The organism is Microbacterium testaceum (assembly GCF_003075375.1).
Taxonomy (GTDB): Bacteria; Actinomycetota; Actinomycetes; order Actinomycetales; family Microbacteriaceae; genus Microbacterium; species Microbacterium testaceum_E.
Genome location: NZ_QDFT01000019.1, coordinates 45,601 through 66,690, shown reverse-complemented (window position 1 = coordinate 66,690; position 21,090 = coordinate 45,601). Strand labels below are relative to the sequence as shown.

The 21,090-nt window shown below is 73.0% G+C and carries 19 protein-coding genes and 1 tRNA gene; 13 read left to right on the top strand and 7 right to left on the bottom strand.

Annotated elements, in window-relative coordinates:
- Window positions 1-50 precede the first annotated feature (50 nt).
- Window positions 51-518, top strand: coding sequence for a MaoC family dehydratase (locus DC432_RS09340; RefSeq protein ID WP_116537414.1), 468 nt, complete (start codon window positions 51-53; stop codon window positions 516-518).
- Window positions 515-1,333 carry an HpcH/HpaI aldolase/citrate lyase family protein gene (locus DC432_RS09335; RefSeq protein WP_116537663.1) on the top strand — a complete coding sequence of 273 codons (819 nt, stop codon included), beginning with the start codon at window positions 515-517 and terminating at the stop codon, window positions 1,331-1,333. The genes DC432_RS09340 and DC432_RS09335 overlap by 4 nt, the downstream gene beginning before the upstream one ends.
- Before the next feature lie 36 nt (window positions 1,334-1,369).
- On the opposite strand, the gene DC432_RS09330 is transcribed toward DC432_RS09335, so the two are convergent.
- Window positions 1,370-1,957 (bottom strand): histidine phosphatase family protein, encoded by a 588-nt coding sequence (locus DC432_RS09330; RefSeq protein WP_116537656.1) that lies wholly within the window; start codon window positions 1,955-1,957, stop codon window positions 1,370-1,372.
- A 50-nt stretch (window positions 1,958-2,007) separates the two neighbouring features.
- The gene (locus DC432_RS09325; RefSeq protein ID WP_116537655.1) at window positions 2,008-2,856 is read right to left on the bottom strand and encodes a Sir2 family NAD-dependent protein deacetylase; all 849 of its coding nucleotides are present in this window, start codon (window positions 2,854-2,856) and stop codon (window positions 2,008-2,010) included.
- A 134-nt stretch (window positions 2,857-2,990) separates the two neighbouring features.
- Between DC432_RS09325 and DC432_RS09320 the strand changes: the two genes are divergently transcribed.
- Together DC432_RS09320 and DC432_RS09315 are read left to right on the top strand one after the other, a co-directional pair.
- Entirely contained in the window at window positions 2,991-4,193 is a 1,203-nt protein-coding gene (locus tag DC432_RS09320; RefSeq protein ID WP_243393086.1) for an amidohydrolase family protein, read from the top strand.
- A 446-nt stretch (window positions 4,194-4,639) separates the two neighbouring features.
- Window positions 4,640-5,455, top strand: a complete 816-nt coding sequence (locus DC432_RS09315) for a TrmH family RNA methyltransferase (RefSeq protein WP_116537653.1) — start codon at window positions 4,640-4,642, stop codon at window positions 5,453-5,455.
- Between the two features lie 48 nt (window positions 5,456-5,503).
- Here DC432_RS09315 and DC432_RS09310 read toward each other — a convergent pair whose 3' ends face one another.
- Together DC432_RS09310 and DC432_RS09305 are read right to left on the bottom strand one after the other, a co-directional pair.
- Window positions 5,504-6,181: a hypothetical protein gene (locus DC432_RS09310; RefSeq protein ID WP_116537652.1), complete on the bottom strand. Its 678-nt coding sequence runs from the start codon at window positions 6,179-6,181 to the stop codon at window positions 5,504-5,506.
- Window positions 6,181-7,041, bottom strand: coding sequence for an SGNH/GDSL hydrolase family protein (locus DC432_RS09305; protein WP_116537651.1), 861 nt, complete (start codon window positions 7,039-7,041; stop codon window positions 6,181-6,183). The genes DC432_RS09310 and DC432_RS09305 overlap by 1 nt, the downstream gene beginning before the upstream one ends.
- Before the next feature lie 877 nt (window positions 7,042-7,918).
- Between DC432_RS09305 and DC432_RS09300 the strand changes: the two genes are divergently transcribed.
- Both DC432_RS09300 and DC432_RS09295 read left to right on the top strand, forming a co-directional pair.
- Window positions 7,919-9,793 carry a DEAD/DEAH box helicase gene (locus DC432_RS09300; RefSeq protein ID WP_108318249.1) on the top strand — a complete coding sequence of 625 codons (1,875 nt, stop codon included), beginning with the start codon at window positions 7,919-7,921 and terminating at the stop codon, window positions 9,791-9,793.
- A gap of 353 nt (window positions 9,794-10,146) precedes the next feature.
- The gene (locus tag DC432_RS09295; RefSeq protein ID WP_116537650.1) at window positions 10,147-11,226 is read left to right on the top strand and encodes a VIT1/CCC1 transporter family protein; all 1,080 of its coding nucleotides are present in this window, start codon (window positions 10,147-10,149) and stop codon (window positions 11,224-11,226) included.
- A gap of 184 nt (window positions 11,227-11,410) precedes the next feature.
- Here DC432_RS09295 and DC432_RS09290 read toward each other — a convergent pair whose 3' ends face one another.
- Together DC432_RS09290 and DC432_RS09285 are read right to left on the bottom strand one after the other, a co-directional pair.
- Window positions 11,411-12,457: an isopenicillin N synthase family dioxygenase gene (locus tag DC432_RS09290; protein WP_116537649.1), complete on the bottom strand. Its 1,047-nt coding sequence runs from the start codon at window positions 12,455-12,457 to the stop codon at window positions 11,411-11,413.
- Between the two features lie 316 nt (window positions 12,458-12,773).
- Window positions 12,774-12,859: transfer RNA gene (locus DC432_RS09285), tRNA-Leu, on the bottom strand.
- Window positions 12,860-13,021: 162 nt separating this feature from the next.
- On the opposite strand from DC432_RS09285, the gene DC432_RS09280 reads away from it, so the two are divergent.
- Both DC432_RS09280 and DC432_RS09275 read left to right on the top strand, forming a co-directional pair.
- Window positions 13,022-14,323, top strand: coding sequence for a M20/M25/M40 family metallo-hydrolase (locus DC432_RS09280; protein WP_116537662.1), 1,302 nt, complete (start codon window positions 13,022-13,024; stop codon window positions 14,321-14,323).
- Window positions 14,324-14,331: 8 nt separating this feature from the next.
- The gene (locus DC432_RS09275) at window positions 14,332-15,180 is read left to right on the top strand and encodes an undecaprenyl-diphosphate phosphatase (protein WP_116537648.1); all 849 of its coding nucleotides are present in this window, start codon (window positions 14,332-14,334) and stop codon (window positions 15,178-15,180) included.
- A 106-nt stretch (window positions 15,181-15,286) separates the two neighbouring features.
- Here DC432_RS09275 and DC432_RS09270 read toward each other — a convergent pair whose 3' ends face one another.
- Entirely contained in the window at window positions 15,287-16,153 is an 867-nt protein-coding gene (locus DC432_RS09270) for a PAC2 family protein (protein ID WP_116537647.1), read from the bottom strand.
- A gap of 116 nt (window positions 16,154-16,269) precedes the next feature.
- On the opposite strand from DC432_RS09270, the gene DC432_RS09265 reads away from it, so the two are divergent.
- The 5 genes from DC432_RS09265 to DC432_RS09245 all read left to right on the top strand — a co-directional run bounded on the left by DC432_RS09265 (window position 16,270) and on the right by DC432_RS09245 (window position 21,081).
- Complete coding sequence (locus DC432_RS09265; RefSeq protein WP_116537646.1) at window positions 16,270-16,959, top strand: HAD family hydrolase; 690 nt, start codon at window positions 16,270-16,272, stop codon at window positions 16,957-16,959.
- Window positions 16,956-17,978 carry a tRNA (adenine-N1)-methyltransferase gene (locus tag DC432_RS09260; protein ID WP_116537645.1) on the top strand — a complete coding sequence of 341 codons (1,023 nt, stop codon included), beginning with the start codon at window positions 16,956-16,958 and terminating at the stop codon, window positions 17,976-17,978. The genes DC432_RS09265 and DC432_RS09260 overlap by 4 nt, the downstream gene beginning before the upstream one ends.
- Before the next feature lie 44 nt (window positions 17,979-18,022).
- A complete protein-coding gene (locus DC432_RS09255; RefSeq protein WP_133177908.1) occupies window positions 18,023-18,967 on the top strand; it encodes an FKBP-type peptidyl-prolyl cis-trans isomerase in 945 nt (314 codons plus the stop codon).
- 114 nt (window positions 18,968-19,081) lie between these two features.
- Window positions 19,082-20,074, top strand: a complete 993-nt coding sequence (locus DC432_RS09250) for a helix-turn-helix transcriptional regulator (protein ID WP_116537643.1) — start codon at window positions 19,082-19,084, stop codon at window positions 20,072-20,074.
- A complete protein-coding gene (locus DC432_RS09245; protein WP_243393085.1) occupies window positions 20,071-21,081 on the top strand; it encodes a helix-turn-helix transcriptional regulator in 1,011 nt (336 codons plus the stop codon). Before DC432_RS09250 ends, DC432_RS09245 begins: the two co-directional genes overlap by 4 nt.
- Window positions 21,082-21,090 lie beyond the last annotated feature (9 nt).

The following is a 21,090-nucleotide window of genomic DNA, read 5'->3' as shown; positions in this document are numbered from 1 at the left end:
CAGCTCATGGTGATCTCGCGCGCGCTGGGACTCACCGGTACCGTGGCCGCATGATCGAGCAGCGGGGCCTGTACCTGGAGGAGTTCGTCGTCGGCGAGAGATACGCCCACCGGCCCGGTCGCACGGTGACCGACGCCGACAACGTGCTCTTCACGACGCTGACGATGAACCCGCAGGCCCTGCACCTGGATGCCGCGTACTCCGCGACGCAGCCCTTCGGCCGCCCGCTGGTGAATTCGATGTGGACGCTGTCGACCCTCGTGGGCCTGTCGGTCGCGCAGCTCACCCAGGGCACGCTCGTCGCGCAGCTGGGGCTGACGGACGTGAGTTTTCCCGCGCCGATGTTCGTCGGCGACACCCTCGTCGCCGAGACCGAGATCGTGTCGGTGCGGCCCTCGGCATCCCGTCCCGGTCAGGGGGTCGTCGTCATGGCCCACACCGGACTCTCGCAGAACGACGAGGTCGTGGCGACGGCGACGCGCACGGTGTTGATGTGGTCGCGGGAGGGCGTCTCGTGACGTTCGACCTGGGTCCCGCGCTGCTGTTCGTCCCGGGGGATCGCCCGGAGCGTCTCGCGAAAGCCCTGGAACGGGCGGATGCCGCGATCGTCGACCTCGAGGACGCCGTCGCCCCGCACGCCAAGGCCGACGCGCGCGCCGCGCTCGTGGACGCCGACCCCGACCCCGCCCGCGTCATCGTGCGCGTCAACGGACCGCAGACGCCGGAGTTTGCGCGCGACCTCGCCGCGGTGGCCGAGACCCGCGTGCGGACGGTCATGGTCGCGAAGGCCGAGGAGCCGGCATCCCTCGCCCCCCTCGAGGGGTACGACGTGATCGCGCTGTGCGAGACGGCCCGGGGCGTCGTGCACGCCGAGCACCTCGCGGCGCTGCCGCAGGTCGTGGCGCTGATGTGGGGCGCCGAAGACCTCGTCGCGAGTCTCGGCGGAACGTCGAGTCGCGGCGACGACGGCGGATATCGCGACGTCGCGCGGCTCGCGCGGGCGCGGGTGCTGCTGGCCGCGGGGGCGTTCGGCAAACGGGCCGTCGACGCGGTGCACGTCGACATCGGCGACCTCGAGGGTCTCGCCGAAGAGGCCCGGGATGCCGCCGCCTCGGGGTTCGCCGCGACGGCGTGCATCCATCCGGGGCAGGTCGCCACGATCCGCGCCGCGTACGCGCCGACGCCCGAGCTGGTCGCGTGGGCGCGGGGCGTCCTCGACGCGGCCGAGGGGGAGCGCGGGGTGTTCCGGTTCGAGGGCCGGATGATCGACGAGCCGATCCTGCGCCACGCGCGGTCGGTGGTCGCGCGGGCGGTGGTCGCGCGGGCGGAGTAGGCGCGGCGCGGTAGGGCGCGGCGCGGGCTCAGGAACTCAGCTCGCGACGCCGGCGTAGGCGAGCAGCTCCCACGCGTCGCCGTCGAGGCGGAACGTCGTCGCCGAGCAGTTGGGCAGGCGCTCGCCCTCGCGGGGGAACGCCCCGTCGGTGGCGAAGGAGATGACCTCGCGGATCAGCGCGCCGTGCGCGACGGCGATCACATCGACGCCGGCCGGAGTCTCGGCGACGATCTCGGCGATCGCGGCCAGGGCGCGCTCCCGCACGACGGGCCACGCCTCGGCGCCGGGGACGTCGGCGACGTGCCAGGGCCCGAACGCCGCCGCGAAGGTGGGCGCGTCCATCCCCTCGGCCTCGCCGTACGACCGCTCCTGCAGGCCGGGGTGGCGGCGCGAGACGGTCGTGCCCAGGGCCGAGGCGATGATGTCGGCCGTCTCGGCCGCGCGCGACAGGTCGCTCGACACCACGACCACCTCGCGGCCGGCGTACTCGGCCGCCAGCGTCTCGGCGACGCCCTGCGCCTGCACGCGTCCGGTGTCGTTGAGGGGGATGTCGGTCGAGCCCTGGATGCGGCCCCCGTAGTTCCAGGCCGTCTCACCGTGTCGCACAAGAGTCAGGATCGTCACGGGTTCGAGCCTAACCGGGTGCGCGGACGGGGGAGCGGGAGCCCCGCGCCCTACAGCAGTCCCGGAAGCCGCTCGGCGAACGCCCGCAGCACGTCGGTCGTGCCACCGTCGATCTTCACCGCCGCGCGCTGATCGGCGCGCGTCGTGCCGCGGTTGACGATGACGACGGGCAGGCGCTTGCGCCGCGCACGTTCGACCAGACGGATGCCGCTGTTCACGACGAGCGACGAGCCCGCCACCACCAGGGCGTCGCTGGTGTGCACCAGCTGCTCGGCCTCGCGGAACTTCTCGACCGGGATGTACTCGCCGAAGAACACGACGTCGGGCTTGAGCGTCCCGCCGCACACCGAGCACGTGGGCACGACGAAACCATCGGCGGACGCGGGCGTCACGTCGCCGTCGGGCCCGAGCTCGACGTTCTCGGGAAGGGTGATCCACGGATTGTCGGCCTCGACCCGCTCGGCCAGATCGCGGCGGTCGAACACCTGGCCGCACTGCAGGCAGCCGACGCGGCGCATCGTGCCGTGTAGCTCGACGACCCGGCCGCTGCCGGCCCGCACGTGCAGACCGTCGACGTTCTGGGTCACGACGCCGTTGGCCACGCCCGCGCCCTCGAGCGCGGCGAGCGCGCGGTGACCGTCGTTGGGCTCGGCGGCGGCGAACACCTTCCACCCCAGGTGGCTGCCCACCCAGTAGCGCCGGCGCGCGTCGGCGCTGGCCAGGAACTGCTGCGCCGTCATGGGCGTCCGCGTCGGCGCACCCTTTCCGCGATAGTCGGGGATCCCGGAGTCCGTCGACACGCCCGCACCGGTCAGCACCGCGACCCGTCGGCCCGCCAGCACCTCGACGGCTCGATCGATGGATGCCGAGAACCCGGCATCCTCCGTCGTGTCGGTCATGCACACCTCCGTCGCAACGAGTCTAGGGCGGGGCGCCGACACCGGCTCACGCCGACGGCGCGGGGCGACGGCACGTCGCCGCCGGCCGCGCGCGGCGCCGCCGCACCAGCCGCGGATCCGCCGATACTGGGGACATGCCCCCCGTTTCGCCCCCCGCCATGCTCGACGTCACCTGCCTCCGCCGCGTGCGCCCGTGGGGCGGCGACCCCGTCGACATCGACATCACCGACGGTCGCATCTCGGCGATCCGACCCGCCGGCCCCGCACCGATCGGCGTGCGAGAGTTCGACGGACGGGGATTGCTCGCCCTGCCCGGTCTCATCAACGCCCACGCCCACGTCGACAAGTCCTGGTGGGGGCTGCCGTGGCAGCCCTACGGGGGAGCGGGCGGCGTCGACGGACGCATCCGCCACGAACGCGCTCAGCGCGGGGCACTCGGCATCCCCTCGATCGAGCGCTCCGCCGCGGTGCTCCAGCAGCTCGTGCTGCACGGCACCACGGCCATCCGCACCCACGTCGACGTCGACACGGGGATCGGCCTCGGCGCGATCGACGCGGTCGAAGAAGCCGCGGCCGCCTACGGCGGAGCCCTCGACGTGCAGCTCGTCGCCTTCCCGCAGGACGGCGTCCTGCGCCGCCCCGGCGTGCTCGAGCTGCTGCGCGCGGCCGCCGGTCGCGAAAGCGTCGGCTGGATCGGCGGGTTGGACCCGGCATCCATCGATCGGGACCCCGTCGGACAGATCGACGCCCTCGTGTCGCTGGCCGTCGAGACCGGCACGGGGATCGACATCCACCTGCACGACCCCGCCGAGCTCGGGGCGTTCCAGATCGAGCTGCTCGTCGACCGCGTGCAGCAGCACGGTCTCGCGGGACGGGTGAACATCGCGCACGGTTTCGCGATCGCCCAGCTCGATGCCGTGCGCCGTCGCGACCTGCTCGCCGCGATGGGCGAGGCGGGGGTGTCGATGACCACCGTCGCCCCGCTCGGCGGCGCCCAGCTGCCCCTCGCCGATCTCGACGCCGCCGGGGTCGCCCTGGGGCTCGGCACCGACGGCATCCGGGATCTGTGGAGTCCCTACGGAACGGGCGACATCCTGGGCATCGCGTGGCAGTACGCCCGGGCCGGCGGACTCGTGCGCGACGACGACCTCGATCGCGTGGTGCGGCTGGCCACGAGCGCCGCGGCGTGGGCCGTCGGCCGCGACGTGCACGATCTGGTCGAGGGGGCGCGCGCCGACATCGTCCTGATGGATGCCGAGAACCCCATGGACGCGCTCGTCCGACAGCCCGAGCGGGCCCTGGTCGTCGCCGGGGGCAAGGCGCTGCACGTGGCCTGAGCCGGGCGCGGGTTCCCGCCCCGTCGAGTGTCCACGGCACGCCGGGTGGGGCGCGGTTGCTGCGGCGTGTCGTGGACACTCGTGTTCCGGGCGTGGTGCTCGCGGGGGCGCGGGGATCTACCCGTTGAGTGTCCAGGACGCGCCGGGTGGGGCGCGGCCGGTGCGGCGTGTCGTGGACACTCGCGTTCGGGGGGCCGTGTGCGCGGGGGTGCGGGGCTCTACCCGTCGAGTGTCCAGGACGCGCCGGGTGGGCGGCGGCCGGTGCGACGTGTCGTGGACACTCGTGTTCGGGGGTGGTGTGCGCGGGGGCGCGGGCTTTACCCGTCGAGTGTCCAGGACGCGCCGGGTGGGCCGCGTCCGGTGCGGCGCGTCGTGGACACTCGACCGGGGCGCGGAGCCGGCGGGCGCAGGACGGCGCGACCGCGCGCGGCTGGCACGATGGGACGATGCCCGTCATCGCCCTCGACACCGCCGACGACCCGCGCCTCGCCGACTACCGCGACCTCACCGACGTGTCGCTGCGCCGCGTCAGCGAACCCGCCGGCGGGCTCTACATCGCCGAGTCCGCGAAGGTCCTCGACCGGGCCCTGCGCGCGGGCCACCGGCCGCGCTCCGTGCTCGTGCAGCAGAAGTTCCTCGCCGACGCCCTCGCCCTCGTCGGCGAGGATGCCGAGGTCTACGTCGTGCCCGCCCAGATCGCCGAGCAGGTGACGGGGTACACGGTGCACCGGGGGCTGCTGGCATCCATGCATCGGCCGCCCCTGGCCTCCGTCGCCGACGTCGTCCGCGACGCCCGGCTCGTCGTCGTGCTCGAGGACATCGTCGACCACACCAACATCGGAGCCGCCTTCCGTTCGGCCGCCGCCCTCGGCGCCGACGCCGTGCTCGTGACCCCGCGCTGCGCCGACCCGCTGTACCGCCGCAGCGTGCGGGTGAGCATGGGCACCGTCTTCCAGGTGCCGTGGACGCGTCTTCCCGAGTGGAGGGATGCCGCCCCCCTGCTGCACGACGAGGGCTTCCATCTCGCGGCCCTTGCGCTGACGGACGACGCGGTCACCCTGGACGCGTTCTCGGCCGCGGGGCACGAGCGGGTGGCGCTGCTGATGGGGTCCGAGGGCGACGGGCTCAGCCGTCACGCGCTCGCCGCGGCCGACACGGTCGTGACGATCCCGATGGCCGGGGGAGTGGACTCGCTCAACGTCGCCGCGGCCAGCGCGGTCGCGCTGTGGGAACTGCGGCGCGGGATGCCGGAGCCGCGCTGACCCAGGATCGTGCCGTTCCGCGGGGTGCGATCTCGAAAGAAGCTGCCGTCAGCCGCGCGATGAACCCGCGCGCATGATGCGCTCCGAGGCGGCGGCGGCGCGCACGCGACCGTCGTCGTCGGCCTCGAGCCGGGCGAGGACGTCGTCGGGCAGCCCCTCAGAACCGGCGAGGTACCAGCGCTCGACGACGGACCCCTCCACAGCGACCCGCCGGTCGCGGGCGTCGTCGCGAGGCAGGCCCTCGTCGGGTGTGTCGGCGCGCGAGATCGCGAGCTGCAGGTGCGCGGGGAGCACACCCGGCCCGGCCGGCATCTCGGGAGCCGTGAAGAGCGATATCACCGCTCCTCGACCCGACCACAGCAGCCGGTCGATCTCGTCGGTCTGCCATCGCGGGTCGTCGACGCTCCATGTGGACCAGTCGGGCCCCTCGGTGTCGAGGCTCCATCGGTCACCGCGGTCGCCCAGCGCGGTCGCGATCGCCAGCGCCGCACCGCGGACCATGCGCACGTCGCCGTCGAGGAACATCGACAGATCGGGTGCCCACGCGGACGAGACGACGTCCCACCCGTCGGCGCCGAACCGCCCGCTCTCGACCTCGGGGGCCCACCCCGCGTCGGTCAGGCCCTCGGCCAGTGCCTCGGCGTCACGCAACAGCGTGTCGGCGTCGGCCGCGTCGAGCAGGGCGAGGACGGCGGGCGGCAGGACCGCGACGGGATCCACGCGCATCACGCCGGCGTCTCGCGCGAGCCCGCGGCATCCCGGCCCGGAGCCAGGGTGATCACGGGCAGGGGATCCGGCCGCTTCGCCTGGATGTGATCGCCCGACGACTGATGACGCAGACGGCGCAGCACCCACGGCACGAGATACTCGCGCGCCCAGACGAAATCCTTCTCGCGGGCGGCGCGCCACGTGGTCGGCGCGACGGCCTCGGGCTGCATCGCCTGCAGGTCGTTGGGCACGTTGAGGGCGCGCAGCACCATGCGGGCGACCTCGTGGTGGCCGAGCGCGTTGTAGTGCAGGCGGTCGTCGTCGAAGAACCGCATGTCCTGCACCTCTTTGAGGGCCCACTGGTCGGCGACGACGCAGTCGTAGCGTTCGGCGATCGCGCGGATGTTCTCGTTGTAGATCGCGACCTTGCCGCGGATGTTGCGGAAGACGGGGGTGAACTCGGTGTCGACCCCCGTGAAGACCACCAGGGTCGCGCCGTCGCGCGTGAGTCGCCGCACCGCGTCTTCGAACTGCCGCGCCACCGCATCGGGGTCGCTGCCGGGCCGGATGACGTCGTTGCCGCCGGCCGAGAACGTGATGAGATCCGGCTTGAGGGCCAGGGTCGGTTCGATCTGGCCGGCGACGATCTGCGCGATGAGCTTTCCGCGCACCGCGAGGTTGGCGTACGCGAAGTCGTCGACCTGACTCGCCAGCACCTCGGCGACGCGGTCGGCCCAGCCGCGGTGACCGCCGTCGGGCAGGGGATCGCCGATGCCCTCGGTGAACGAGTCGCCCAGCGCGACGAAGCGGCGCCAGGGGTGCGGACCGGCGTTGTCGGACGAGGACGGGGTGCGGGGCGAGCGCGGATCGAGAGTCATCGATACCTCCACCCTCAGGCTAACCCCGACCTCCGACACGGCAAGGGGCGCGGATGCCGGGCGACGCCCATACGCCGCGATCGCCGCCACGGCCCGGCGCGGGTCGCCCGCGACGGCACGCCCCGCCACGGCCCGGCCGCGGCACGCCCCGCCACGGCCCGGCCGCGGGACGCCCCGCCACGGCCCGGCCGCGGGACGCCCCGCCACGGCCCGGCGCGGGATAGCCCGGCGCGGCACTCCCTGCCACGGCCCGGCGCGGGTCGCCCGCGACGGCATCACGCGGGACGCCCCGCGGCGGCACGCGCATAAACGCCGTTCGTGCCGATAAACGCCCCGTCGCCGCGTTTCTCGGCACGAACAGCGTTTATCCACGGTTGGGAGAGTGATCCATCCCCCGCCCGGGCGTGGCGGACTCCGCGGTCGCCTATCGTGGATGTTCGCGCTCGCGAGGGATGGAGGTTCGATGCTGGAAGAAGAAGCCCGCACCCCGAACCTCTCCCACGCGGATGCCGCGCCCCCGGCGCCGCGCCTCGCGAGTCCCGGCCCGGCCGCGCCCCCGGCGCCGCGCATCGCGAGTCCCGGCCCGGCCGCGCGCCCCGGCTCGGTCGCGAGTCCCGGCCCGGCCGCGCGCCCCGGCCCGGCCGCGCGCCCCGGCTCGGTCGCGAGCCCCGGCCCCGTCGCAAGTCCTGGTCCGGTCGCCAGCCCCGGCCCCGTGGCAAGCCCCGGTCCGGTCGCCAGTCCCGGTCCTGCGCCGACCCACGATCCGACGCCCGAAGCGCCCTCCGCCGCACCCCCGGCCGCGTCCCGCCACGCCACCGCCCCGGCATCCGCCTCGATCGACCCCGCGCACGCCACCGCCCCCGTCGCCGACGCACCCGTGCCGGGCTCGACCCCCGACCCGGCGTTCGACGGCGCCCTCGACGGCACCGAGCCCCACTTCGGGTCGTTCGCCGCCGAACACCTGTCGCCGTCCTTCCCGCAGCGCGCGCCGTGGGGAACGGCCCAGCGCCTGCGCGCCTGGCAGGCCGAGGCGCTCGATCAGTACTTCGGCTCGGACGGCCCGGACGGCGTCGGCAAGGGCCCTCGCGACTTCCTCGCGGCCGCCACCCCCGGCGCCGGGAAGACGACCTTCGCCCTCCGCCTCGCGTCCGAGCTCATGCGCCGCCGCGTCGTGGACCGCATCGTCGTGGTCGCCCCCACCGAGCACCTCAAGACCCAGTGGGCCGAGGCGGCCGCGCGGGTCGGCATCCGTCTCGATCCCTTCTTCTCGAACCGCCACGCCACGCCCTCGCGGCAGTATCACGGCGTGGCCGTCACGTACGCCCAGGTCGCGGTCAAGGCCGAGGTCCACCAGCGACTGACGATGGATGCCAGAACCTTGGTCATCCTCGACGAGGTGCACCACGGCGGCGACGCGCTCAGCTGGGGCGACGCGCTGCGCGAGGCGTACAACCGCGCCACCCGGCGCCTGCTGCTGTCGGGCACGCCGTTCCGCAGCGACACCGCGCCGATCCCCTTCGTGGAGTACCACCCCAACGCCAAGGGCATCCGCCTCTCGCGCACCGACTACGCGTACGGCTACAAGCGCGCTCTCGAGGACGGTGTGGTGCGGCCCGTCTTCTTCCTCGTCTACGCCGGCCAGATGCGCTGGCGCACCAAGGCCGGCGAAGAGATGGAGGCCCAGCTCGGCCAGGACAACACCAAGGACATCACCTCGCAGGCCTGGCGCACGGCGCTCGACCCGAACGGCGACTGGATCCCCGCGGTCCTGCGCTCCGCGGATCGCCGCCTCACCGAGGTGCGCGAGACGGTCCCGGATGCCGGGGGCCTGGTCATCGCGACCGACCAGACCGCCGCGCGCGCTTACGCCGCCATCCTCGAGGACATCAGCGGAGAGAAGGTCACCGTCGTGCTCTCGGACGAGGCCGAGGCATCGGGTCGCATCGAGACGTTCTCGAAGGGGACGACGCGCTGGATGGTGGCCGTGCGCATGGTGTCCGAGGGCGTGGACGTCCCGCGCCTCGCCGTCGGCGTCTACGCCACGAGCGCCTCGACCCCCCTGTTCTTCGCGCAGGCCATCGGCCGCTTCGTCCGCGCCCGCCGCCGGGGTGAGACGGCGAGCGTGTTCCTCCCCAACGTCCCGCAGCTTCTCGCCCTCGCCGGCGAGATGGAGGCGCAGCGCGAGCACGCGCTCGACCGCGACAGCGACGCGGACGACCAGTGGAACGCCGAAGAAGACATGATGGATGCCGCCGAGCGCGAGGACAAGGCGTCCGACGCACTCGAGCAGGAGTTCGAGTATCAGGCGCTCGGCTCGCTCGCGCACTTCGACCGCGTGATGTTCGACGGGCAGGAGTTCGGTCAGCTCGCCGTGCCCGGGACCATCGAAGAAGAGGAGTTCCTCGGCATCCCGGGTCTTCTCGAGCCCGAGCAGGTGCACGAGGTGCTGATGTCGCGGGCGACGCGGCAGTCGCGCCACCGCTCCTCGCGCGAGGCGAGCGAGAAGGAGAACGGCGTCGAGCCGCCCTCGGTCGACGAGGGCGGGCTGCCCGGTCCCCTGCACCGCACCCTCAAAGAGCAGCGGCAGCTGCTGAACACCATGGTCGGCCTGTACGCCCGCCAGACCGGCGAGCCGCACGGTCTCGTGCACGCCGAGCTGCGTCGCCTGTGCGGCGGTCCGGCCGTGTCGCACGCCACCGTGACCCAGCTGCAGGCGCGTATCGACCTGCTGCGCAAGCGCGTCCGCTCCTGACCCGCCCGCGTCCCGCGCTGTCCCGGCCCGCGACGCGCTGTGATCGCGAGACTGCATGCCGCTGACAACTCGGCGACATCCTGCAACCGACTTGTCAGCAGGATGCTGTCTCGCAGCCCGCCGCCGCCGCCATTGCACGGCGCCGACCCCGCCGCAGCCGCCCGCCGCCGCCCCGACGACGCCGCCGACCGCCGCCTCGCGACCCGCTTTCGCGGTGCCGAAATGCTGGCACGGGAGTCGTGGCATCCGCGTCGTTCCGGGGTTCGGAGACCCGAAATGCTGTCAGTATCGATCGACGCGCCCGGGGGAGGGGACCGGCCTCATTACGGTGGGGGACGACCTGAAGGAGACCCGTGACGAACCTCGCCACACCCACCGCCCGCGACCGCCGTCGCTGGGCGCGCTATCTCGTCGACGAACGCGCCGAGGCGCGCGTGTACCGCGAGCTCGCCTCGCGTCGCACCGGCGAGGACCGCGACATCCTGCTCGCCCTCGCCGACGCCGAGGGCCGCCACGAGCAGCACTGGATCGAGCTGCTCGGCGAGACCCCGAAGCGCTTGCCCTCGCCCGGCATCGGCACGCGCCTGCTGGCGTGGATGGCCCGCCGCTTCGGCTCGATCTTCGTCCTCGCGCTGGCCCAGAATGCCGAGGCGCGCTCGCCCTACGCCGACGAGCCCTACGCGACCGCGGCGATGGCCGCCGACGAGCGCGTGCACCACGAGGTCGTGCGCGGTCTGGCCGCCCGCGGCCGTCGGCGCCTGTCGGGCACCTTCCGCGCCGCGGTGTTCGGCGCCAACGACGGCCTCGTGTCGAACCTCGCGCTCGTGATGGGCGTCGGCGCCACGGGCGTCGCCCCGAGCTTCGTCCTGTTCAGCGGCATCGCGGGCCTGCTCGCGGGCGCGCTGTCGATGGGGGCGGGGGAGTTCGTCTCGGTGCGCTCCCAGCGCGAGCTGCTCGAGGCGACCGAAGAGAGCGACTTCGCCGACTCCGCCCTGCCCCACCTGGACCTGGATGCCAACGAGCTCGCGCTCGTCTACCGCACCCGCGGGATGAGCGCCGACGAGGCGCTCGACAAGGCCCGCGAGGTCGTCACCGCCGCGCAGGCCGGCACCGCCCCGGCCGCCGCGGCGCCGGGGGAGTCCTCGCACGAGGTCGTCGGCAGCGCGTGGGGCGCGGCGATCTCGAGCTTCCTGTTCTTCGCCTCGGGCGCGATCATCCCGGTGCTGCCCTGGATCTTCGGCCTGTCGGGCTTCGGCGCCGTCGCCCTCGCCCTCGCCCTGGTGGGCGTCGCCCTGATGGCGACCGGTGCGATGGTCGGTCTGCTCTCGGGCACCTCGCCGCTCAAGCGCGGTCTGCGTCAGCTCGCTATCGGCTTCGGTGCCGCCGCCGTGACGTACGTACTGGGCCTGCTGTTCGGCGTGTCCGCCGCCTGACGCCCGCCCCCGACGCCCGCCGACGCCCGCCGCCGCCCGCCCCCGACGCCCGCCGCACGTACGGAGCCGCCTCTCTCGCAGGGGCGGCTCCGTGACGTCACCGGCGACCGCAGTCGCCGACGGCACGCGGGCGGCCACGGTGCGTGCGGCGCGTCTCCCGCGTCGGTACGCCTCGTCCCGCCGGTCAGCCTCGGCTCGCCGCGACGACCCGCGCGGCCTCGCGCACCGCGGCGTCATTGCGCCGACCGGCGCGCGAGCCGGCGAGCTTGGCCGTGATGTGCTCGCGGACGGTGACCGGCTCGTACAGCGCGGGGGCCTCGTCCGTCACGAACCCGGGCAGCGGGGCGATCACGGCATCCGCGTTGCCGTCGTGGAAGAACGCCGCCGAGCGTCGCCGCTCGATCGTGCCGTCGACCACGGGCGGCTTGACGCGGTGCAGTGTCGACAGCCACTTGTCGTTCGTCAGCCGCGCGGCCACGTCACCCAGGTTGACCAGCAGCGCGCCCTCGGCGGGCGACACGTCGTTCCACGACCCGTCCGCCCCGAGCACCTGCAGCCCGGCCACCCGGTCGGCCCACAGCACCGTCACCAGGCCGAAGTCGGTGTGCTCGCCCATGCCGGTCAGCTCGGCGCCGAGCTCGATCGATCCGGGCGGCAGGGCGTAGTTGTTCATGCGCAGCACGTCGATCGAGTGATCCGTCAGGTCGTCGAAGAAGTCGTCCGGCACGCGCAGCGCGGCCGCGAAGATGCGCGTGAGCGTCTGCGCCACCCGTCGCGCCTCGTCGAAGTAGGTCTGCACGGCCGGAGCGAAGGCATCGACCCCGGTCGGCCAGGTGTTCTCGGCGTAGTCCTCGGCCGTCGCCGAGGTGCCCGGGTACTCGCGCCACGACGTGCCCACGTTGAACGCCTCGAAGAAGTCGTTCATGCGCGTCACGGGGTCCACCCCCAGGCTGTAGCTCAGCGACTCGCTCTTGGGCGGGCTGTACCCGCGGTTCTCGCCGCTCGGCCGCACGAAGCGCTTCTTCTCGGCCAGCGGTAGCGCGAAGAACGCGTCGAGGCCCGTCTCGAGGTCGCCGATGACGGCATCCGGGATGCCATGCCCCACCACCTGCAGGAAGCCGACCGTGCGGCAGGCATGGTCGACGGCGGCCACCACGGCCGCGCGGGCGTCGGGCGAACCCGGGCCGACCCAGGCGGAGATGTCGATCGTGGGGACGTGGAAGCGAGCCATCGGGCGATCCGTTCTGACGGGGACGCTCCGACGCTAGGCCGACCGTGTCACGCCGGTGTTTCGGCGGCGTCACGACCCGCGGGCCGGCTCGCGCACCCCGGCCGGAACGAAAAGACCCCCGGGGATGAACCCCGGGGGTCTTTCTCATTCTGTGCGCGAGGGGGGACTTTCCCCACCGCCCCTCCACACGCCGCTTCGCGGCGCGCGGAGCCTCCGGCGGCGTGGGCCCAACCCAGAACGGGTTCATCATCCTCCCGCTCCCGCCCGCAATGAGAAAGACCCCCGGGGATGAACCCCGGGGGTCTTTCTCATTCTGTGCGCGAGGGGGGACTTGAACCCCCACGCCCGTTAAAGGGCACTAGCACCTCAAGCTAGCGCGTCTACCTATTCCGCCACCCGCGCATCTGGGTGAATCGCTGCTTTCGCAACGAGGAACGACATTACCACGCCGGCGGCGCCCGCTCGAACCGGCGGAGCACCCCGGGCGCGTCCCGCCCCGCCGTCACGGCGACGCGGGGCGACACGGGGCGGGGGAGCGCCGCGCGTGAAGGTACCGTAGTGCGCATGCCCGAGCGCGAAACCGACGTCCCCGAGGTCGCCCGCATCGCGTCCGACCTCATCCGGTTCGACACCTCGAACTACGGAGGGGGCCGCGCCAACGGCGAGCGAGAGGCCGCCGAGTACGTCGGCGCGTACCTCGAGCAGCTCGGTCTCGACGCCGACTACTACGAGCCCGTCGAGCGCCGCACCAACGTCTGCGCGCGCGTCCCCGGGCGCGATCGCGACAAGCCCGCGCTCATCCTGCACGGACACCTCGACGTCGTGCCCGCCGTGGCCGAGGACTGGAGCGTCGCCCCCTTCGCCGGCGAGATCCGCGACGGCATCCTGTGGGGCCGCGGAGCCGTCGACATGAAGGACATGGATGCCATGATCCTCACCGCCGTGGCCGACGTGCTGCGCGCGGGGGAGCAGCCCGAGCGCGACGTGATCGTGACGTTCTTCGCCGACGAGGAGAACGGCGGCGTCGAGGGCTCGGCGCGCGTGGTCGCGGACCGACCGGAGTGGTTCGCCGGCGCCACCGAGGCGATCAGCGAGGTCGGCGGCTACTCCATCGCGGTCGGCGACCGCCGCGCCTACCTCTTGCAGGTGGGCGAGAAGGCCCTGATCTGGATCAAGCTCGTCGCCCGCGGACGCGCGGGACACGGCAGCGGCCTGCACCCCGACAACGCGGTGACGCGCCTCGCGCAGGCCGTGGCCGCCCTCGGTCGCACCGAGTGGCCCATCCGCCTGACCGACACCACGTCGAAGCTGCTGGCGGGCCTGGCCGAGATCACGGGCGACGACGCGGGCGATCCCGACGCGCTCGCCCTGCGCACCGGCGCGGCATCCAGCTTCATCCGTTCCACCCTGCGCACCACGACGAACCCCACGGGGCTGACCGCCGGGTACAAGCACAACGTCATCCCCGACCGGGCCGAGGCGCTCATCGACGTGCGCGTGCTGCCGGGCACCGAGCAGGCCGCCCTCGCCGACATCCGCCGCATCGTCGGCGACGGGGTCGACATCGAGATCGTGCACCAGGACATCGGCCTCGAGGTGCCGTTCTCGGGCGACCTGGTCGACGCGATGGTCGCGCAGCTCGGTCGGCACGACCCGGGTGTGCCGGTCGTTCCGTACCTGATGGGCGGCGGCACCGACAACAAGGCCCTCTCGACCCTCGGTATCTCCGGCTACGGATTCGCGCCGCTGCGACTTCCCGCCGATCTCGACTTCACCGGGATGTTCCACGGTGTCGACGAGCGCGTCCCCGTCGACGCGCTCGAGTTCGGTCGACGTGTTCTCGCCGACCTCCTCCGGACGTACTGAAGGACCGCATGCACATCTTCGAGGTCATCATCCTCGGGCTCGTTCAGGGCCTCACCGAATTCCTCCCGATCTCGTCCAGCGCCCACCTGCGCATCGTGGGCGAGTTCCTGCCGTCGCAGACCGATCCCGGCGCGACCTTCACCGCCATCACCCAGATCGGTACCGAGCTGGCGGTGCTGATCTACTTCCGCAAGAAGATCGCCCGCGTCATCTCGCGGTGGTTCCTCTCGCTGAGCGGCAAGGTGCCGCGCAACGACCCCGACGCCCGCATGGGCTGGCTCGTCATCATCGGCACGATCCCGATCGCGCTGCTCGGCGTGCTGCTGCAGAGTCTCATCCGCGACAACTTCCGCAGCCTGTGGATCACCGCGGTGGTGCTGATCGTCTTCGGCATCCTGCTGGGTCTCGCCGACCGCTACGGCGCCCGTCGGCGCGACCTGGACGACCTGACGTACCCGCACGGCATCGCCTACGGTTTCGCCCAGGCGCTCGCCCTGGTCCCGGGCGTCTCGCGCTCGGGTGCGACCACCACGCTCGGCCGGGCGCTGGGATACAAGCGCACCGCGGCGGCGGAGTACTCGTTCCTGCTCGCGGTGCCCGCGGTCTTCGCGAGCGGTCTGTTCGAGCTCTACAAGAGCTTCGACGAGGGCACCGGCCCCTACAGCCTGGGCGAGACGGCCATCGCGACGATCATCGCATTCGTCGTCGGCTACCTGGTGATCGCGTTCCTCATGCAGTACCTCAAGCGCGGCAGCTTCCTGCCGTTCGTGGTCTACCGCGTGGTGCTCGGCCTGGTCATCATCGTCCTGCTGCTGACGGGCGTCGTGCCGGCGGAGTCGACGATCATCGCCGGCTGATCCATGGATGCCGTGACGGCGCCGTCCCTGCGGGGATGGCGCCGTCACGTGTTCCAGGGCGCCGGAGGTTCCTGAGCCTGTCGAAGGGACCGGGTCTCCGAGGAGTTCAGCGGCGGGGCGGGTCGTCCCGCCCGGGCTTCGCGGGGCCGTCGCCGCCGCGGCGCAGGTAGCGCTCGAACTCCTGGGCGATGGCGTCTCCGGACGCCTCGGGCGAATCCCACGTGTCGCGGGTCTGCTCGAGCTGACGGATGTAGTCGCTCATCTCCTCGTCGTCGGCGGCGGCCGCGTCGATCGAGGCCTCCCACTGCCGGGCCTCGGCATCCAGTTCACCGCGCGGCACCGCGATGCCGGTGATGGTCTCGAGCTTGTCGAGCAGCGCGAGGGTGGCCTTGGGCGAAGGGGTGTGGCCGGCGACGTAGTGGGGAACGCTGGCCCACAGGCTCGCGGTGGGGATGCCGACCTGCTCGGCCGCGTAGCCGATCGCGCTCAGGATGCCGACGGGCCCCTCGTACAGACTGCGCTCGAGGCCCAGGGACTGACGGACGGCGTCGTTGTCGCTGCCGGCGAAGACCGAGATGGGGCGCGTGTGCGGAACGTCCGACATCATCGAGCCGAGGGCGACGAAACCCGAGACGTCCTCGCGCAGGGCGACGTCGATGAACTCGGCGGCGAAGGCCTGCCAGGCGCGGGCGGGTTCGACGCCGACGAGCAGCCAGATCTCGGCGTCATCGCTGCGCACGACGGGGCGCAGCAGTCGCGCCTCGGGCCAGGTCAGGGTGCGGCGGCCCTCGGCATCCACACCCACCTGCGGGCGCGTGTACTGGTAGTCGAAGTACAGCTCCGGATCGACGGTGTGGACGACCTCGTACTCGACGTCGGCGCGCAGCATGGACGCTGCCGCCGACGCGGCTTCTCCGGCGTCGTTCCAGCCGTCGAAAGCGGCGACGATGATCCGGCGACCCAGTGCGTCCACGCAACCTCCTCTGCCCCGTCGGGGCTGACCTCCAGGATAGGCGCACCCGGGAATGCGCGGCCGGAGCGCCCCGGGCCCGGGCGGGGCGGACCGACGCCCCCGAATAGGATGGACCGATGACTTCCCCCGCCCCCGCCGCCGTCCTCTGGGACATGGACGGCACCCTCGTCGACACCGAGCCCTACTGGATGGCCGCCGAGGTTCCGCTCGTGGAGCGCTTCGGGGGCAGCTGGTCCCACGAGCAGGCGCTCGGCATGGTGGGACTCGCCCTTGAGGACTCCGCCCGCCTGCTGCAGAACGCGGGCGTGCCGTGGGGAGTCGACGAGATCATCGCGCACCTGACCGACGAGGTGCTGCGCCAGCTCGCCGTGACGGGCGTGCCCTTCCGCCCCGGTGCGCGCGAGCTGCTGGCCGACCTGCGTGCCCACGGCGTCAAGACGGCGCTGGTGACGATGTCGATGCGCCGCATGGCGCTGTCGGTCGCCGATCTGATCGACTTCCCCGCCTTCGACCTGGTGGTCGCCGGCGACGACGTCGACAAGCCCAAGCCGCACCCCGACCCGTACCTGCAGGCGGCGCGCGAGCTGGGTGTCGACATCCGCGACGCCGTCGCGATCGAAGACAGCCCGAACGGACTGCGCTCGGCGATCGCCAGCGGCGCGGTCTCTCTCGGGGTTCCTCTCATGGTGCCGCTCGAGGGCGTCGGCGCCCACGCCCTCTGGCCGAGCCTCGAGGGACGCACCACCGCAGACCTGCGTGCGCTGCACGCTTCCGCCCGTATCGACGAGACACAGGTCACCCGATGAGCGAGACCCCCCACCTGAGCGGCCCCTTCCGCATCGGCGACCGCGTCCAGCTGACCGGCCCCAAGGGCCGTATGCACACGATCACGCTGCGCGAGGGCGGTGAACTCCACACCCACAACGGCGTACTCAAGCACTCCCTCCTCGTGGACCAGCCCGACGGCAGCGTCGTGACGAACAGCTCCGGTCACGACTACCTGGCCGTGCGCCCGCTGCTGCGCGACTTCGTCATGTCGATGCCGCGCGGGGCGGCGATCGTCTACCCCAAGGACGCCGCGCAGATCCTCGCGCAGGCCGACGTCTTCCCGGGGGCGACGGTCGTCGAGGCCGGTGTCGGCTCGGGAGCCCTGTCGCTGTGGCTGCTGCGCGCGATCGGTCCGAGCGGTCGTCTGCTGTCGTTCGAGCGTCGCGAGGAGTTCGCCGACGTGGCCCGCGCGAACGTCGAGACCTTCCACGGCGAGCAGCCCGCGACGTGGCAGGTCGTCGTCGGCGACCTCGTCGAGAGCCTGCCGGATGCCGTGGCCCCGGCATCCGTCGACCGTGTCGTGCTCGACATGCTGGCGCCCTGGGAGTGCATCGACGCCGTGGCCGACGCGCTCACGCCCGGCGGCGTGGTGCTCTGCTACATCGCCACCGCCACGCAGCTGAGCCGCGTCGCCGAGTACATCCGCGCGACGGGGCTGTTCACCGAACCGGATGCCAGCGAGACCATGGTGCGCGGGTGGCACGTCGAGGGACTCGCCGTGCGCCCCGATCACCGCATGGTCGCGCACACGGGCTTCCTCATCACGGCGCGACGCCTGGCGCCCGGGGCGATCCCGCCCGAGGTCAAGCGTCGCGCGTCGAAGTCGAGCTACGGCGACGAGGACGTGGAGCTGTGGACCCCGGGCGCCGTGGGCGATCGCGAGATCACCGACAAGAACCTGCGCAAGCGCGTGCGCGAGGCGCAGAAGTCGGCCGAAGGCGTGCGCCAGTCCGTCGCCGGGGCCGCGGCGCGCCCCGAGGACGACCCGGCGTCATAGCCCGCGCGGCGGGAGCGCACAGCGAGTGCACCTAAACTGTTCCGGTGCGCAGACTCCCCGCTCTCGTTGCCGTGACCGCTCTGGCCGGAATGGGCCTCGTCGGGTGCTCGGCATCCGCCGCCTCGTCGTGCCCGACGCCCACCGACAGCTCGATCGCCTCGGTGGTCGACGCCACGGGCGACTTCGGCTCCGCGCCCACGGTGTCGGTGCGATCGCCGTTCGTCCCGCAGCAGGCGGGCACGCAGACCCTCATCGCGGGTGACGGGCAGCGCATCACGAGCGAGAAGCAGCTGGCGCTCGTTGACGTCACGGTCCTCGACGCCGCGACGGGCGAGCAGCTCGTCGCCACGCCCTACGGCGACGAGGCGACCGCGACGCCGCTGCCGCGCCTGACGCAGGCGATCCCCTCCATCGCCCCCCTGCTGGACTGCGTCGCCGAGGGCTCGCGCGTCGCCGTGGCCATCCCCGGCTCCGACCTCGGCGCCCAGGGCGCGCAGGCGCTCGGCGTGAACGAGGGCGACGGCGCGGTGTTCGTGTTCGACGTGCGCAAGGTCTTCCTGCCCGCGGCCGACGGTGCCGACCAGTACAACGCCGACTCGGGCATGCCCTCGGTCGTCCGGGCCCCCGACGGCCAGCCCGGCATCGTCATCCCCGCCGGCGACGCCCCCACCGAGCAGCGCTCGCAGACGATCAAGAAGGGCGACGGCGACGTCGTCACCGCCGACTCCTCGGTGGTCATCCACGTGCAGGGCGTCGCGTGGGGTGCCAAGACCACGTTCGCCTCGACGTGGAAGAACGGCTCGCCCGGCCAGGCCACCGTCTCGGCCCTGCCTCCGGCGCTCGCCTCGGCGATCGAGGGTCAGACGGTGGGCTCGCAGGTGCTGGTCGTCGTCCCCGCCGACCAGACCCAGGCCGACCAGCAGGCGCTGCAGGCCCCGGCCGACACCGCTCTGGCGTACGTCGTCGACATCCTCGGCGTCGTCGGCTGAGTCCCGGCGGTTCCGTCCGACGGTCCGGCCTCTTCGGCTGAGCCCAGGTCCGCCGCTCCCGGCGGTGGCGTGCTCGTCCGCGGGGTGGGCTCCACCCCGGCCTAGGATGGGCGGGTGCCCGCCACCGCGTCCCGAAGCGCTCCCGAGGAGCGACTGGTGAACCTCGTCGTCGCGCTCATGGCGACCGAGCAGGGCCTGACCAAGGACACGATCCTCTCGTCGGTCACGGGCTATCGCGAGCAACTCGAGGCGGGCGCGTCCAAGGATGCGCTCGAGAAGATGTTCGAGCGCGACAAAGAGAACCTCCGCGGTCTGGGGGTGCCCATCGAGACGATCGGCAATCGCGCCGATCCCGACGATCTGCGCGAGGCGCGCTATCGCGTTCCCACGGCCGAGTACGCCCTGCCGGACGACATCTCGTTCAGTCCCGCCGAGATCGCGCTGCTCAACGTCGCCGGCGGCGTCTGGGGCAGCGAATCGCTCTCGACCGACGCGCGCAGCGGCCTGCGCAAGATCCGGGCCCTCGGCATCCCCGTCGACGAGCCCATCATCGGCTACGCGCCGCGCATCCGCGTCCGCGACGCCTCGTTCGCCGCGCTCCAGCGCGCGATCGAGGAGTGCCGCGTCGTGACCTTCGTGTACCTGCGTCCGGGTGAGGCGCAGCCGCGCGAGCGACGCGTGCGGCCTCTCGCGCTCGTCGAGTACGAAGCGCGCTGGCACGTGTTCGGTTTCGATCTGAACATGGATGCCGAGCGCACCTTCCTGCTCTCGCGCATCGTCGGCGACGTCACCCTGCGCCGCGAGAAATTCGCGCCCGCCCTGCGCGAGGGCGCCGGCGACCGGGCCCTCGCGGGACTGCGCGCCGTCGCCGACCGGCAACGGGCGCTGCTCGAGGTGCACCCCGGCACCGAGGCGTCGCTGCGGCTCGCGCGCCGCGCGCAGCAGGCGCCGCAGGGCCTGCTCGTGCCGTACGTCGACCTGCACGTCTTCGCCGACGAGCTCGCCTCGTACGGCCCCGAGGTGCGCGTCGTCGCGCCCGATGACCTGCGCGACGAGGTCGTGCGGCGTCTGCGGGCCACGGTCGCCGTCCACGGGGGCGTCGCGTGAGCGCCGAGATCCCCGGCATCCCTCCGAAGACGGCGGGAAACGAACGACCCGTCGCCGCTCTCGACCGGGCCGCGCTGCTGCTGCAGCTGGTGCCCTACCTGCTCGGCAAGGGCGAGGTCTCGGTGACCGAGGCGGCCGCCGACTTCGACGTGGCGCCCGCCGAGATGCGCGCGATGGTCGAGCGTCTGACCGTCATCGGCCTGCCGGGGGAGCGGGGCTATTGGCAGCTGCCGCACGACCTGTTCGACATCGACTGGGATCTGCTCGACCGCGACGACGTCATCGCCATCACCAACACCGTGGGGCTCGAGCGCTCTCCGCGCCTGACCGCGCGTGAGGCGGCGGCCCTGCTGGCCGGCCTGCAGCTCGCGCGCAGTCTGCCGCGCTTCGGCGACAGCCCGCTCGTGACCGGCCTGCTCGAGAAGCTCGCGCGCGGCGCGGCTGCGGCTCCGCCGGCCGTGATCGTCGCCCCGGGCCCGGTCGACGGGGTGCGCGACGTCGTCGACCGCGCCCTGCGCGAGCGGGTCGCGGTCACCTTCACCTACCGCGCGCCGGGGGCGGCCCCCGCGACCCGCACGGTCGACCCGATCAAGGTGCACATCGCCGACGACCAGTGGTACCTGCAGGGGTGGGACCACCTGCGTCAGGCGGTCCGCACCTTCCACCTCGACCGGGTGAGCGATCCTGCGCTGACCGCCATCGCCGCGGTCCACGGCACCGACCCGGTGCCCGAGCTGTTCGCACCGAGCGACGACGAGGTCGTCGCGCGCTTCCGCTTCCCCGTCGCGGTCGCTCCGCTGCTGTCGGACTACCTCGAACGCGCCGAGGTCGAGACCGAGGGCGACGGCACCGCCGTGGCCTCCCTGCGCCTCGCCGACGAGCAGAGCCTCAAACGCCTGGCCGCGCGCCGCGGCGGCGAGGTCGAGCTGCTCGAGCCCCGGGGGGCGCGACGCGCCGCGGCCGCGTGGGCCGCCGCCGGTCTCGCCCAGTACACCGACGTCGGCTGAGGATTCGCC

Bases quoted from the DNA above. Each gene is read 5' to 3' on its own strand.
- DC432_RS09275 (WP_116537648.1), top strand. From the start codon at position 14,332: ATGCACATCTTCGAGGTCATCATCCTCGGGCTCGTTCAGGGCCTCACC.
- DC432_RS09305 (WP_116537651.1), bottom strand. From the start codon at position 7,041: ATGACTCTCGATCCGCGCTCGCCCCGCACCCCGTCCTCGTCCGACAAC.
- DC432_RS09325 (WP_116537655.1), bottom strand. From the start codon at position 2,856: ATGACCGACACGACGGAGGATGCCGGGTTCTCGGCATCCATCGATCGA.
- DC432_RS09320 (WP_243393086.1), top strand. From the start codon at position 2,991: ATGCCCCCCGTTTCGCCCCCCGCCATGCTCGACGTCACCTGCCTCCGC.
- DC432_RS09290 (WP_116537649.1), bottom strand. From the start codon at position 12,457: ATGGCTCGCTTCCACGTCCCCACGATCGACATCTCCGCCTGGGTCGGC.
- DC432_RS09280 (WP_116537662.1), top strand. From the start codon at position 13,022: ATGCCCGAGCGCGAAACCGACGTCCCCGAGGTCGCCCGCATCGCGTCC.
- DC432_RS09340 (WP_116537414.1), top strand. From the start codon at position 51: ATGATCGAGCAGCGGGGCCTGTACCTGGAGGAGTTCGTCGTCGGCGAG.
- DC432_RS09260 (WP_116537645.1), top strand. From the start codon at position 16,956: ATGAGCGAGACCCCCCACCTGAGCGGCCCCTTCCGCATCGGCGACCGC.
- DC432_RS09265 (WP_116537646.1), top strand. From the start codon at position 16,270: ATGACTTCCCCCGCCCCCGCCGCCGTCCTCTGGGACATGGACGGCACC.
- DC432_RS09310 (WP_116537652.1), bottom strand. From the start codon at position 6,181: ATGCGCGTGGATCCCGTCGCGGTCCTGCCGCCCGCCGTCCTCGCCCTG.
- DC432_RS09315 (WP_116537653.1), top strand. From the start codon at position 4,640: ATGCCCGTCATCGCCCTCGACACCGCCGACGACCCGCGCCTCGCCGAC.